The organism is Rhodococcus sp. RS1C4, from assembly GCF_002258225.1.
Taxonomy (GTDB): domain Bacteria; phylum Actinomycetota; class Actinomycetes; order Mycobacteriales; family Mycobacteriaceae; genus Rhodococcoides; species Rhodococcoides fascians_E.
Map to the genome: position 1 here is coordinate 86,081 of NZ_NOXZ01000012.1, position 13,683 is coordinate 99,763.

General features: G+C 65.8%; 12 protein-coding genes. 7 read left to right on the top strand and 5 right to left on the bottom strand.

Annotation, left to right across the window (positions count from 1 at the left end):
* Positions 1 to 40 precede the first annotated feature (40 nt).
* A complete protein-coding gene (locus CH289_RS05070) occupies positions 41 to 805 on the top strand; it encodes an NAD(P)H-dependent oxidoreductase (protein ID WP_094727477.1) in 765 nt (254 codons plus the stop codon).
* Between the two features lie 26 nt (positions 806 to 831).
* Here the strand turns inward: CH289_RS05070 and CH289_RS05075 are convergent, their stop codons facing one another.
* Positions 832 to 2,601: an ABC transporter ATP-binding protein gene (locus tag CH289_RS05075; protein ID WP_094727478.1), complete on the bottom strand. Its 1,770-nt coding sequence runs from the start codon at positions 2,599 to 2,601 to the stop codon at positions 832 to 834.
* A complete protein-coding gene (locus tag CH289_RS05080; protein ID WP_094727479.1) occupies positions 2,598 to 4,238 on the bottom strand; it encodes an ABC transporter ATP-binding protein in 1,641 nt (546 codons plus the stop codon). The genes CH289_RS05075 and CH289_RS05080 overlap by 4 nt, the downstream gene beginning before the upstream one ends.
* A gap of 244 nt (positions 4,239 to 4,482) precedes the next feature.
* On the opposite strand from CH289_RS05080, the gene CH289_RS05085 reads away from it, so the two are divergent.
* The 4 genes from CH289_RS05085 to rsgA all read left to right on the top strand — a co-directional run bounded on the left by CH289_RS05085 (position 4,483) and on the right by rsgA (position 8,410).
* Entirely contained in the window at positions 4,483 to 4,656 is a 174-nt protein-coding gene (locus CH289_RS05085) for a hypothetical protein (RefSeq protein WP_167336916.1), read from the top strand.
* Between the two features lie 31 nt (positions 4,657 to 4,687).
* A complete protein-coding gene (locus CH289_RS05090; RefSeq protein WP_019663810.1) occupies positions 4,688 to 6,145 on the top strand; it encodes an alpha,alpha-trehalose-phosphate synthase (UDP-forming) in 1,458 nt (485 codons plus the stop codon).
* 100 nt (positions 6,146 to 6,245) lie between these two features.
* On the top strand, positions 6,246 to 7,205 hold the full coding sequence (locus CH289_RS05095) for an alpha/beta hydrolase (protein ID WP_019663811.1): 960 nt from the start codon (positions 6,246 to 6,248) through the stop codon (positions 7,203 to 7,205).
* A gap of 182 nt (positions 7,206 to 7,387) precedes the next feature.
* Complete coding sequence (gene rsgA / locus CH289_RS05100) at positions 7,388 to 8,410, top strand: ribosome small subunit-dependent GTPase A (protein WP_094628431.1); 1,023 nt, start codon at positions 7,388 to 7,390, stop codon at positions 8,408 to 8,410.
* Between the two features lie 327 nt (positions 8,411 to 8,737).
* Here the strand turns inward: rsgA and CH289_RS05105 are convergent, their stop codons facing one another.
* Positions 8,738 to 8,959, bottom strand: a complete 222-nt coding sequence (locus CH289_RS05105) for a hypothetical protein (RefSeq protein ID WP_019663814.1) — start codon at positions 8,957 to 8,959, stop codon at positions 8,738 to 8,740.
* Between the two features lie 253 nt (positions 8,960 to 9,212).
* On the opposite strand from CH289_RS05105, the gene CH289_RS05110 reads away from it, so the two are divergent.
* Complete coding sequence (locus CH289_RS05110) at positions 9,213 to 10,109, top strand: glycosyltransferase family 2 protein (protein ID WP_094727480.1); 897 nt, start codon at positions 9,213 to 9,215, stop codon at positions 10,107 to 10,109.
* Between the two features lie 9 nt (positions 10,110 to 10,118).
* Here the strand turns inward: CH289_RS05110 and CH289_RS05115 are convergent, their stop codons facing one another.
* Together CH289_RS05115 and CH289_RS05120 are read right to left on the bottom strand one after the other, a co-directional pair.
* On the bottom strand, positions 10,119 to 10,865 hold the full coding sequence (locus CH289_RS05115; protein WP_094727481.1) for an FAD-binding oxidoreductase: 747 nt from the start codon (positions 10,863 to 10,865) through the stop codon (positions 10,119 to 10,121).
* 108 nt (positions 10,866 to 10,973) lie between these two features.
* A complete protein-coding gene (locus CH289_RS05120; protein ID WP_026347560.1) occupies positions 10,974 to 12,134 on the bottom strand; it encodes a globin domain-containing protein in 1,161 nt (386 codons plus the stop codon).
* Between the two features lie 358 nt (positions 12,135 to 12,492).
* Here CH289_RS05120 and CH289_RS05125 point away from each other — a divergent pair, with 358 nt between their 5' ends.
* The gene (locus tag CH289_RS05125) at positions 12,493 to 13,632 is read left to right on the top strand and encodes a nitric oxide synthase oxygenase (protein WP_371828343.1); all 1,140 of its coding nucleotides are present in this window, start codon (positions 12,493 to 12,495) and stop codon (positions 13,630 to 13,632) included.
* The last annotated feature ends 51 nt before the right edge of the window (positions 13,633 to 13,683 follow it).

The following is a 13,683-nucleotide window of genomic DNA, read 5'->3' on the forward strand; positions in this document are numbered from 1 at the left end:
GCCACTGGTTCGGCCGATCCGCTGGTGACAGGCTCAGGACATGAACATTCTTTGGGTTTCCGCGCATCCCGACCCTCGCTCGCTCAACGGATCGTTGCGTGACTCGGCGCTGAAATGGCTCGCCGGGGCGGGTCACACCGCCATGGAGTCCGACCTGTACCGCATGGGATGGAATCCGGTGGTGACCGCGGAGGACTACGCACACGATCCGGCACACCGACTGCACGTGGCCACTGCGTCGTCGACCGCTCTCGCAGACGGGACGATAGCCGCCGACATCGCCGCCGAACAGGACAAGGTACGCCGAGCCGATGCCGTCGTACTGCAGTTTCCGCTGTGGTGGTTCTCGATGCCCGCCATCATGAAAGGCTGGGTGGACCGCGTGTTCGTCGAGGGCTTCGGATACGGAATTCGCAAGGTGGAAGGTGGAACTCGCCGCTACGGCGACGGTCTGTTGGCGGGCACCCGAGCACTGATCGTCACCAGTATGGGCGGCAGTGAACACACGGTGTCGCCGCGCGGTATCAACGGCTCACTGGACGAACTGCTGTTCCCCATTCAGCACGGATTCTTCTGGTACACAGGCATGTCCGTGCTACCACCGGTGCTGATTCCCAGCGCCGACCGAATGACCGACGACGGTTACGCCGCGGCCGAGACGCACCTGCAGGCCCGGCTGGCCACACTGTTCTCCGACCGGCCGATCCCGTACCGCACCCAGAACGGCGGTGAGTACGACGCGAACTTCGTCCTGGACGACGCCCATGCCCCCGGCGAATCGGGCTTGCAAGTACACACCCGCTGAGCTGCACCGATTCCCGAAAGGACCTCCTACCGGCCGCTCACCGGCGTGGTGCCCTCCCACGCCGCCCAGAGCTCTGCGTAACGGCCGCCGGCGGCGACGAGTTCGTCGTGGCCGCCCTCCTCGAGGATCCGCCCGTGTTCCAGCACGACCACACGATCGGCGGCGGCGGCCTGCGTCAGGCGGTGCGCGACGACGAGCGTGCTGCGGCCACGGGTCGCTGCCTGCGCAGCGGCCTCGAGATCGCGCGCACCGGAGCTGCCTGCCTCGGCGGTTGCCTCGTCCAGGACTGCGACGGCAGGATCGGCCAACACGAGCCTCGCCAACGCAAGCTGCTGCGACTGCGCCGCCGTCAGCTCGTGGCCGCCCTCTCCGACCTGGGTGTCGACGCCGTCGGCGAGCGCGTCGACCCACGCGCCTGCGCCGACGGTCGTCAGCGCCGCGTGGATCTCGTCGCGGGTGGCATCGGGAGCAGCCAACTGCAGATCCTCGGCAAGAGTGCCGGAGAAGACGTGCACCTCCTGGCTGACGATCGCGATGTGGCGACGCAGACCGTCGGCGCCGAGGTCGTCCAGGCTCGCACCGCCGATGCGCACCTGCCCGTCCGTCGCGTCGATGGACCCGGCCGCGATGGCTGCGATGGTCGACTTGCCTGCACCCGTGGAACCCACCAGCGCAACGGTTTCCCCGGCACGGACCGTGAGGTCGATGCCGTGCAGCACCTCGTTCCCACCGTCGTACGAGTGACGCAGCCCGGTGACCTCGAGGGTGGCGTCGTCGGGCACCACGCCGGTGCCGCGTGACCGCTGATCCGGGATGTCCATGACGCCGACGAGTCGGGCGAGAGACGCTCCCGCCGACTGCACGTCGTCGAACGAGAACATCAGCATGCCGATGGGATTGAACAGCCGATGGAACAGCAACGCCGCGGCGGTGACCTGACCGACGGTGACGTGGCCGTCCTGGACGAACAGGAAGCCCGCCGCGAGGATGACCGAGAGGCCGACGCATTCGGCGCGATTGCTGCGCGAACCGAATCGCGTGAAGAGGCGAAACACCGTGATGCCGATGTCCCGTGCCTTGCCCGACGCCTTGTCGATCTCGCCCAGGTGCGATTCCTCGAGTCCGTAGGCCCGAACGGTGCGGGCACCCTGCATGCTGGAGATCAAGGCCTGCGACCGTTCGCCCATGGCGACGCGTTCGGCGGCGTACAGCGGCGCGGACCTGGGTAGGTACCAGCGCAGCGCGAGCACGTACATCGGAATGGCGACCATTCCTGCGAGTCCGAGTCGCCAGTCGAGGCTGAGCATGGCCACGACACTGAGGGTCACCAGCAGCAGAGCGGACACGATGTTGGGGATCACTTCGCCGATGGACTTCGCCATGACGGCCACGTCGTCGCCGACACGAGAGAGCAGGTCTCCCTTGCCGACTCGCTCCAGAGTTCCGACGGGAAGGTGCAGTGCGCGACCGAGCACGCGTTCCCGCAGCGACGCCAGGATGCCCTCGCCGAGCTTGCTGATCAGGTACGAACTCCACGCGGTGAACACGCCACCGACCACGGCGGCGACGGTGATGATCGCGACGACGGAGACGATGGTCGACGTCGGTGCACCGTCGGTGACCCGGTCGACCAGCACGCCGAACACGTAGACCGGCACGAGCGACATCGCCGCTGCGACAGCGGAGATCAGCAACGTGACAGCCCCGAGTCCGCGTCGCCCGTTCAGTTCGCCGCGCAGGAACGCCCACGATCGTCGGCCCGTCGCGATGGGCAGCAGTTCGGGTGTCGTGATCATCGCAGCACCGTGTCCTTGTAGCGGTCGTCGTGGGCGGCGAGTTCGTGGTGCGTTCCCTCGGCGACGACCCGTCCGTCGTCGACGACGATCACCCGGTGAGTGACCGCGAGCAGCGCGGGACTCGTCGTGATCAGCACCGTGGTCTGGGCCTGATCACCGTCGTGGCGCAGTTCCTTGATGCCGGCGGCGATGGCATGTTCGGTGACTGCGTCGACGGCGGTCGTCGGGTCGTGCAACACCAGCACCGGAGCGGATACCGACAGTGCGCGGGCCAGCGCGACGCGCTGCCGCTGACCACCGGACAACGAGGCACCCCGGTCGGTCACGGCGTGATCGAGTCCGGTCTCGTGCAGCGCCACCACGTCCTCGACAGCCGAGGCCGCCAGGACCGGCGCCAGCTCGTCGTCGGCGCGTGCGGCTCCGGCGGTGATGTTGGACCGCACCGTCCCGGCGAACAGGTCCGTGTTGTGCGGCTCCACCAGCACCGTGCGGCGAACCTCCGTCAGACCGAGCGTGTCGACGACGGCACCGCCGATGGTGACGTCGCCGACGTAGTCGTCGGACGCGACCTGACCGGACAGCACGGCAGCCAGCGCCTCCCCGTCCTGCGCGCGCAGAGCGACGACTCCCAGCAGCTCACCCGGAGCGACCGACATCTCCAGACCGTCCAACGACCGATATCCGACGCCGTGGACACCCAGATTCGTCGACGACGGTGCGTCCGAGCCACCCTCGGGAAGTACGTGGTCGGCGCCGAGAACGAGGGCGAGCCGGTCCGCGGAACCACGCACCATCGCCGCGACGCCCGGCAGCCGCGACATCGTCGTCAACGGCTCGATCAGAAATTGCGACAACCCGACGACGGTGATCAACTCGCCCACCGAGATTCGGCCCTGCAGCGCGAAGAACCCGGCGGTACCGGCGATGCCGACCGACAGAAGCGCGGTGACCGTCGTCGAGAATCCGAGGTAGACGCTGTTGGCCTTCGCCATCTTCATCGTCGCGCCCAGTGCCGTACGGCTCGACGCGTGGAACCGCGCCGCTGCAGCGTTCTCGGCGCCGATGCCGCGCAGCGGCCGAACGCCACTGACCAGATCGGTGGCCATCCCGGAGACACGAGCGACCTCGGCCTGCTGCGTCGTCGCGGTCCGCGTGAGCAGCGGCGCTGCGCGCTGAAGCAGATACATGATGACGGGAGTGCCCACCAGCACGGCGATTCCCAACGGAATGTCCACGACGAGCAATGCCACCGCGCACACGACCGTCGCGGCGATGGCAGCCACCGTTCGCGCGATGACGTCGAGAATCCAGGACGTCTTCTCCGCGTCGGATGTGGACACCGTCAGCAGTTCACCGGACACCAGATCGGTGCGAACACCGCGCGGATCGAGTACCCGACCGGCAACCTCGACGCGCATCATGTGCGCCTCCCGCTCGATCGCGACGACGATGATCCGCGCCCCGAAGCGGTACGCGAACGACAGCACCACGAACAACCCGGCCAGGCCGAACAGCGAGACGATCATCGCCCGGCCGTCACCGGTATCGATCGCGCGGCCGACGATCAAACCGATCGCGACGGGCACCATGGTCTCGCAGAACTGATGCACGCAGAAGAACAGTGACGAAATGATCATCCGGGCCCGTTGACGTACGACGGTTCGCCGAAGAATCGCACTGCCTGTCACAGGAGTGGAGCCCGCGGAACGACCCAGGGGGCCAGGAGTGGAGCCCGCGGGAGAAAAACGCATTGCCTGATGCTATTTCATTCCGGGGGTCCGTCGGGACGCTCGCTCGCGGCGCAAAGTGGCGAGAGAGCACCGCATTCTCATAGAGTCGGGGCGCACCATATTCGAGCAGCCACAGAAGATGGAGAACACCATGGCCGCCAAGACCACCACCGACACCGACATCGCCGACGAGGACCTGGAGCCGTTGGCCGACGAGACCGCCAGCCAGGCGCAACGCGTCGTCGCCGCCTATGCGACGGACGCCGACGAGTGCCGCATGCTTTTGTCGATGTTGGGTATCGATCCCACAGCGAAGGTCGACTGACCTACCCCGGTTTCGAGAAGATTGGACAGTAGTGGCTGACGCCTCGCAGGGCTCGGATTTTGTGGTCGTAGCCAACAGGCTGCCCGTCGACCTGGAGAAACTCCCCGACGGCAGCACGCGATGGAAGCGCAGCCCCGGCGGACTCGTCACGGCTCTCGAACCGATCCTGCGCGCCAACAAGGGCGCATGGGTCGGATGGCCTGGGGTCCCCGACGTCGACGTCGAGCCGTTCGTCGAGGACGAGCTCGAACTGTGCCCGGTCGCCTTGACCGAGCAGGAAGTCGCCGACTACTACGAAGGCTTCTCCAACGCCACCCTGTGGCCGCTCTACCACGATGTCATCGTCAAGCCGGTGTACGACCGCTCCTGGTGGAACGCGTACGTCGAGATCAATCGCCGCTTCGCCGAGACCACGTCCGCGGCGGCTGCGCAGGGCGCGACCGTCTGGATTCAGGACTACCAACTCCAGCTCGTCCCGAAGATGCTGCGGATGCTGCGGCCGGACCTCACGATCGGCTTCTTTCTGCACATCCCGTTCCCTCCGGTCGAGTTGTTCATGCAGATGCCGTGGCGCACGGAGATCGTCGAAGGCCTCCTCGGGGCCGACCTCATCGGATTCCACCTCGCGGGCGGCGCCCAGAACTTCCTCTACCTCGCCCGACGCCTCGCCGGCCAGGTCACCTCACGTGGCACCGTCGGCGTCCGGTCACGGCTCGGTTCGGTGCAGGTCGGGTTCCGTACCGTCCGCGTCGGCGCGTTCCCGATCTCGATCGACTCCGGCGACCTCGACGAGAAGTCCCGCTCGAAGGCTGTCCGTGATCGCGCGAAGCAGATCCGCAAGGAGCTGGGCAACCCGAAGCGCATCATGCTCGGCGTCGACCGCCTCGACTACACCAAAGGCATCGACGTCCGGCTGAACGCATTCCGTGAACTGCTCGAAGAGCACCGCATAGACCCGGTGGACAACGTCATCATTCAGCTCGCCACCCCGAGCCGTGAACGCGTCGAGAGCTACAAGGCGATGCGCGGTGAAATCGAACAACAGGTCGGCCGTATCAACGGCGAGTACGGCCAGGTCGGCCACCCGGTACTGCACTACCTGCACCGTCCGATCCCCCGCGACGATCTCATCGCGTACTTCGTGGCCGCGGACGTCATGCTCGTCACTCCGCTGCGCGACGGCATGAACCTCGTCGCCAAGGAGTACGTCGCCAGCCGCAGCGATCTGGGTGGCGCCCTGGTTCTCAGCGAATTCACCGGTGCCGCAGCCGAACTGCGTCAGGCGTACCTGTGCAACCCGCACGACCTCGACAGCGTCAAGGACGCCATCGTCTCCGCGCTGGAACAGCCGGCGGAAGAAGGTCGACGCCACATGCGGGCGATGCGGCGCCAGGTCCTCGCGCACGACGTCGACCGCTGGGCGCGGGCCTTCCTCAACGCACTGTCGAACCCGCAGCAGGAGGGCACGCTCCCCACCCGGTCGCAGTAGAACACGTTTCTGTTTCCCGTGACCGGCGGGAGCACGCCTGACCTCGGTTCATGGCCGAATCAACGAGAACACGTTCCAACCGGTGCTAGCGTGCGTATCCATGACCCATACGCTCACCTGGCACGACGACATCAGCCGCCAAGCCCGCGTTCTGTCCTGCGCGATGCGCCTGACGTTGAAGCCGACGTTCTCGCTGTGGCCGTTGACCGACGGTGGCATCAAGGCCATCGGTCAGCTCGACCGTGCCGTCGACAGGTTGCCCAAACCCAAGCGTGTGACCATCGAACAGGTTCGATTGGGCGGCGTCCCGTGCGAGAAGACGACGCACCCCAAGACCGCGACCGGATCACTCGACGGCGCGTCCGTGCTCTACTTCCACGGCGGTGGATTCGTGTTCTGCGGCCTCGCCACGCACCGAAGTGCGTGCGCGACGATTGCAGCTCGCGCAGGGGTCCCCGTCTACTCCGTCGAGTACCGACAGATCCCTTACGGCGGCATCGGAACATCGATCGCCGACGCCATGGCGTCCTACCGCGCCGCGCTGGAAACCGTCGCCGACCCCAGCAAGATCATCGTCGCCGGCGACTCGGCGGGTGGATACCTGGCGATGAAAGTCGCCGAACTGGCCGTACTCGACGGTCTCACCCCGCCCGCGGCGGTCCTCGGGTTCTCTCCACTGCTGAACCTCGACCTGAAGAGCCATCCGAAGGAGTTCATGAAGAAGGACGCCTACCTTCCGATGAAGCAGGTCATCGCGTTGGAGGATCGGTGGCTGAACGGGCCCGACGCCATCGCCGGCTCACCGTCGCCGATCGACGTCGACCCGGCGATCTTCCCGCCGGTGTTCCTGTCCACCGCGCAGTACGAGTTGATGCGTCCCGACGTCGAAGCGATGACGGCCTCGCTCGCGGCAGCAGGCAGAACCGTCGAGACGCACGTCTGGAAGGGCCAGGTTCATGCGTTCCCGGTGATGGCGGGCGCCCTGCCCGAGGCACGCGTCCTCCTCGATCTCGCCGTCGCGTTCGCCGCTCGCGTGCTGGCCGACCCGTCTCCGCAGTGAGCACCGTTAAATCGATGGCGTAGCCCAGTTCTGCTCTGATACTTTCCATCCACCCGAGCATTCGAGGCGAGACGAGAGGAGGAGAAACCATGGTCATTCGGCGTACGGCCGTGCCCACGGCCTCCTCCTCCCCCATCATCGGCTGACCCGGGCACCGGGTCGGCCCTTCGAAAGGCTCACCCGTGTCCTCACCGACCACACTGTCCCACTTGGGTTTCGACACCTACTGGCACCATCGATTCCACGAGAACAGCTCACCCGGAGAACCCGGGCGCGTCACCGCGGTCTACCGCGGGTCCAGCGACATCGCCACCGAACACGGAACGCTGCGCGCCCACACCGGACACCTCGACGTGTGCACCGGCGACTGGGTACGCATCCACACCCAGCCGACGGGCGGGGCCGTACTCACGACAGTCCTACCCCGCCGCACAGCCATCGTCCGAGCATCGGCAGGCACGACGTCCCACACTCAGACCCTCGCCGCCAACGTCGACACCGTCGTCGTGACCGTCGCCGCCGACACCGAACTCGACCTCGGCCGCGTCGAACGATACGTCGCCCTCGCATGGGACAGCGGCGCAACACCACTGGTCGTACTCACCAAGTGCGACGCCGGCGATTCCAACCGAGTCACCGACCTGAAGGCGTCGTCACCCGGCGTGACCGTACTCGCGATCAGCTCCCGCACCGGTGATGGAATAGCCTGCCTTACCGACCATCTCGGCGGAACCAATGCCCTGATCGGACCGTCCGGATCGGGAAAGTCGACGTTGGCGAACACGCTCGTCGGCCAGGAAGTCCTGAGCACAGGCGATGTACGCGAAGCCGACGGCAAAGGGCGTCACGTGACGGTTCGACGCGAACTCGTGCCGCTTCCCACCGTCGGAATGACGGTGATCGACACTCCCGGACTTCGCTCCGTCGGCCTCGTCGCGTCGGAAGAGGGCCTACAGCAGACCTTCTCGGACATCGAGGACGCGTCGGCGCGATGCAGATTTCGCGATTGCACTCATAGCAGCGAACCCGGATGCGCAGTACAGGAGAGTATCGACCCCCGGCGGATCGCCAACTACCACCGCCTGGAACGCGAGAATCACTGGGCCACAACGCGACACGACGCCCGCGCCAATGGGCAGAGGCTCGCCGAGGCCAAACAGCTCGCCAAGCTCCAGCGGCGCATGTACAAGTCACGTGGCCGATGACGCATTCATCACGCCCCTCGTTCAATCCACCATATTGATGAGCAAAGGTAATGTTTCGCGCATCCGCCGAGGCCATTACTCGCAGTTAACTCGCGGGCAATACGCCGCCCATAGATTCTTGTCAGCTCAAAAGAGCAGCGCCGCAAGGCGAATCACAGAAAAGAGGAATCACATGGGACTCGTAGCCGGCCTGATCGCAGTCGTCGGAGATACTCTTCACCTGCTGCTCGGCGGACTGTAGAACGACCCACTTCCCGCCAGTGACCTGAGCGGGTAAGCCACGAGGACGCGGCCGTCGGGGACGCGTCTCTCTTGTTTCGCCGACCTTCAGTCGAAGAGGGTAGGCGAGTCCGGCTCGTCCACGACGGGCTTCGCAGCCTCCGAGGGTGACGCTTTCCGAACCACGGACAGCGTGGTCGTGCGGACCGACAGTCGATGACCGGCATGATGCTCGAGAAGTGCCAGACCCTGACGGATTTCCAGCACCTTCCACGGTCCGGCGTGCCCGGTCGCCTGAACCAGGTCGCCCACTGCGATCTCGGAAGCCACTGCTCGTCTCCTCTGGTAGTCACGTGCTGTCGGACCGACGTCCGGCCCAGCCTAGCTGCCGGCCCGATGAGCGAATCATCGAGCATGACTTCACCCCGTCCAATCCCGTCGATCCGACCGGTCGACCGCCCTCGACGGACAAAACGAACTCGACCTCGACAAAACACCCATGTATCAGCGAATTCACCCGAATACTCTGATACACAATACTTTTCGATTCGACTCCACACCTCGTCACCGATAATCTCCCAGTGTGTCGACTCCCACGCTCCCCGCCGAAACCTTGTCGGTCGTGATCCCGGCCCACAACGAAGAGGCCTACATCGGCCCCTGCCTCGACGCATTGGTCGCGCAGGGTGACGACATCCACGAGATCATCGTCGTGGACAACAACTCCACCGACCGCACCGCCGCTGTCGTCGAGGCCTACGCCGACGCCCACCCCAAGATCACGCTCCTGCCGGAGCGCGCACCCGGCGTCGCGCACGCACGCAATGCCGGATTTCGCGCGGCCCGCGGCGACGTCCTGGGCCGCGTCGACGCCGACACCCGCGTCACACCGGGATGGGCCCGGGCCGTTCTGAACTACCTGTCTGAGGACGGAGCACACGTCGGCGGTGTCACCGGGCTCAATCAGCCGTACGATTCGCCGGTACGCGGCCTCAAAGCGTGGTGGTTCGGTCGGCACCTGAGGAAGGGCGCGATCGGAGGCGGTCGCCTGGTCACCAACCTGCACGGCGCCAACATGGCAATCCGCAAGTCCGCGTGGCACCGCGTCGAACCGATGGTCAGCACCGACGCCGAACTTCACGAAGATCTCGATCTGGCCCTGTGCCTGACCGCCGTGGACGTCAAGCTGGCTCAGCTGTCCGACATGAATGTCGACGTGTCGCCCCGCCGCGCCCTCACTCCGCCGTCGAAATTCGGTGAGTACATCGAATGCGGTATCAGGACGTTCGAGCGGCACGGGGTCATGACTCCCGAGCGACGTAAGGCACTCCGGTTGCACTGGTGGTGGCACATTCTCGTGTTCGCCGTGTATCGGCCGTACGACCCGGCCAAGGGTCGGTACTCCGTGCGTCGCTTGTTCTCGCCCGCGCCGCCGCGGGTGTTGCCGGTCGGCACGAACACCGCGACGCACGTCGGCTGACGTACGGCGTCACCGCACGATGGCGCTCTCCGGGGTCCCGTTGTCGATCAACGCCGCGATCGTGGCCGCTTCCATCCCGGGTGAACCGCAGACCAGTACCTGGGAGTCGAGGAGCGGCTGCTGCACACTCATGACGTCGGCCAGACTGCCCTCCCAGCAGTGCTCGGGGCCGAACATCTCTGCGACACCGGCGATCTCGGCTCCGATCGCGTCGTGCCAGCGGTCGGGAGCCCACGGATCCGTCAACTGGTCCACGACGGGAACGACGGTCAGCCACGGCAATTCGGACGCCAGTATCCACAGCAGGTCGGCCGCGTAGAGGTCACGTGGTGACCGTCCACCGACGTACAGCGTCACGTTCGGCGGTGTCTCCCGCCGGGTCAGATCCAGAATCAGCGCACGCAGCGGTGCGAGCCCGGTGCCCCCTGCAATCATCACGACGTCGCGTCCGGAGTAATCGACCTTCAGACTGCCCGCGGGATTGCCGAACCTCCACACGTCACCCGGCCTCGTCTCGTTGACGATCGATCCACTGACCCACCCAGCCGGCACGGCCCGGACATGGAATTCCAACTTTCCATCGAGCGACGGCGGCAACGCCGACGAGTACCGACGACTCAGCCGCGCATTCTGCGGAACAGTGACGTCGAGCGACTGACCTGCCTCGAAAGGTATTGCGTCACCTTCGAGTCGAACCACGGCCAGGTCATTGCGCAAGCGGTGGTACTGCACCACCTCGGCATTCCACGTCTGCATGTGTCCAGAATATGCGGCGGGCCCGGGAGTGGAGCCTGCGGAACGACCCAGTCGAGGGCGGGAGTGGAGCCTGCGGAACGACCCAGTCGATGCTGCAACAAAGACCAGTCACCAAGGGTCGTGGCGGACGAGGGAGAGATCGACTCCTGCGCCCTGCAAGCGGAATTTGGTGGTGTTGATCATCGAGGGTGAGCCGACGATCTGAATGTCACGGCCGTCCCATGATCCGAACTCCGCGACGACCTTCCCGACCTGCCCGACGATCGGCGACGAGCCGCCGAGTTGGTTCCGGTACTGCGGTCCGTCGTACCACCACGGATCGGTCTCTTCCTCGACGATCCCGACGACGGACAGCCACGGATTGATCGCTGCGATCTGCTGGAGAGTCTGCAGATCGTAGAGGTCGCACGGGTAGTGGCCGCTGTAGAAGACGTGGACGGACGGGTTGTCGGCCTTGGTGGCCATCTCCATGAGCTGCGCGCGCAACGGCGCGATTCCCGTGCCCGATGCGATGAGGAGACGATCACGACCGGGCGCGGTGTGCCTCGTCATGCTGCCGAGCGGCGCTCCGATGGTCCATCGGTCCCCGACGGAGGTGCTCCCCACGAGCGCCGGGCTGACCCACCCGCCCGTGACGCGCCGGATGTGGAATTCGATCTCGCCCGCTGCGTTCGCGGGAATCGCCGGCGACAGGTACCGCCACATGCGCGGACGGCTCGGAATCGACACACTGACGTACTGTCCGGCACTGTAATCCAGAGGCTCGTCGAGCATGAGCCGCACGATCGACACGTCGTCGAGAACACGCAGATGCTCGACGACGGTGCCCTGCCACACCGGCGGTCCGTCGTCGGCCTCCGCCGCTTCCATCATCGTGCCCGCCATCACCGCGATGACCTCGCGCCAGGCGGCGTCGACCTCGTCGGTCCAGATCTCGTTGCCCGCGAACTGCTCCAGGGCCGTGATCAGAGCATCTCCGACGGCCGCGTAGTGCGCGTCGACGATCCCGTACTTGCGGTGATCGCGGCCGAGCTGAGCCAGGAACGGCAGCAGGCGGTCGAGGTCTTCGAGCTGATCGATGGCATAGGCGATCGCCGTCACCAACTTGTCCCGCTGGGACTCCATCGACGCGGGGAAGAAATCCCGCACCTCGGGATTGCGAGCGAACAGAATGGCATAGAACGAACGCGTCAGCTTCTCCGGACCACCGTCGACGGCCGCGACCGCTTTGAACGTGGTTCTCACAAGCGAAATCGCCCGAGCATCCATCTCTCGAAGGCCCCCTCACCGCGTAGAAGTCGGCGTCCGACGTCTACCCGGACGTGCGCCAAGGCAGCCGGCACTAGTTTCTCGACCGCCGTGATTTCCAGGCAGTCTAACCCAGTGACTCGGACATGACCCACCGAGCGGATTCACTCGACCTGATTTGACTGCGTTAACCGGGAAATAGCTTGCCACGTTCGGCAATAACCAACCCAGAGGTCGAAATCGCTTGAGTCGCATCGATTTCCAGGCCTTTTCACCGACAGTTCGAGGACCTAGGATTCGGTTGCGTCGAATCGAGAACATTCAGCGGGACCGATCGAAACGGGGTAGGCAAAACGTGACTGTCGCTGTCGGGGCGGACGTGAAGGAACCAGCGAACGGCCGAAAAGTCGGGCCACGTATCGACGATCCCGGCCTGAGCGCGCGCCTCACCGAGTGCCGCGAGTTCTTCGACCAACCGGAACTGCAACACCTACCCGCGTCTCGGGCGACGCAGGCGCTCGCCGAGCTCCGCGCCACGGGCACCTACGTCCAATCCGCCGAGGAGATCCTCGTCGGCGCCAAACTGGCGTGGCGAAACCACGCACGGTGCGTCGGACGGAAACACTGGCGCACCCTGAAGCTGATCGACGCACGGCACGCCACCACGGCACAGGGCATCGCCGACGCCTGCTTCGAGCACCTCCGCGTGGCCACCAACGGCGGCGCACTGCAATCCATCGTCACCGTCGGCCCGCCGCCCCTGCCCGACGGCCGCGAATACCGGATCATCAGCCCCCAACTCATCCGCTACGCCGGCTACCGCGCCGACGACGGCACGATCACCGGCGACCCCGCGCACCTCGAACTCACCGCCCTGGCCCAGCGGCTCGGATGGCGCGGCGAGGGCACCGCATTCGACGTACTGCCACTGATGATCTCCACGCCCGACGAGCCGATCCGCTGGTTCGACGTCCCCCGCGACCTCGTACTCGAAGTCGACCTCGTCCACCCCAACTACCGCTGGTTCGCAGGGCTCGGGCTCAAATGGCACGCCGTACCCGCCGTCTCCAACATGGACCTCGAGATCGGCGGCGTCCGCTACCCCTGCGCACCGTTCAACGGCTGGTACGTCAACACCGAAGTCGGCGCACGCAACTTCAGCGACACCGACCGCTACGACATGCTCCCCACCATCGCCAAGAAACTGCGCCTCGACATGAGCTCGGAACGGACACTGTGGCGAGACCGCGCACTGGTGGAACTCAACCGAGCCGTCATCCACAGTTTCCGCGAAACCGGCGCTTACATGGTGGATCACCACACCGTCGCCAAGCAGTTCGTCGACCACGTCGACCGCGAAGCCCGAGCCGGCCGCGCCTGCCCGACGGACTGGTCGTGGATCAACCCGCCCATGTCGTCCGGCATCACCCCGACCTTCCACCGGCTCTACGATCCACCCGACATGGACATCCGACCCAACTTCGTCTCCCGCGGGGCGTCGGGTTGCCCGTTCGGGTGAATGCCAGACCGAGTGACCGAACGACTCATTCGGTCACCAACCGAGGGTGAA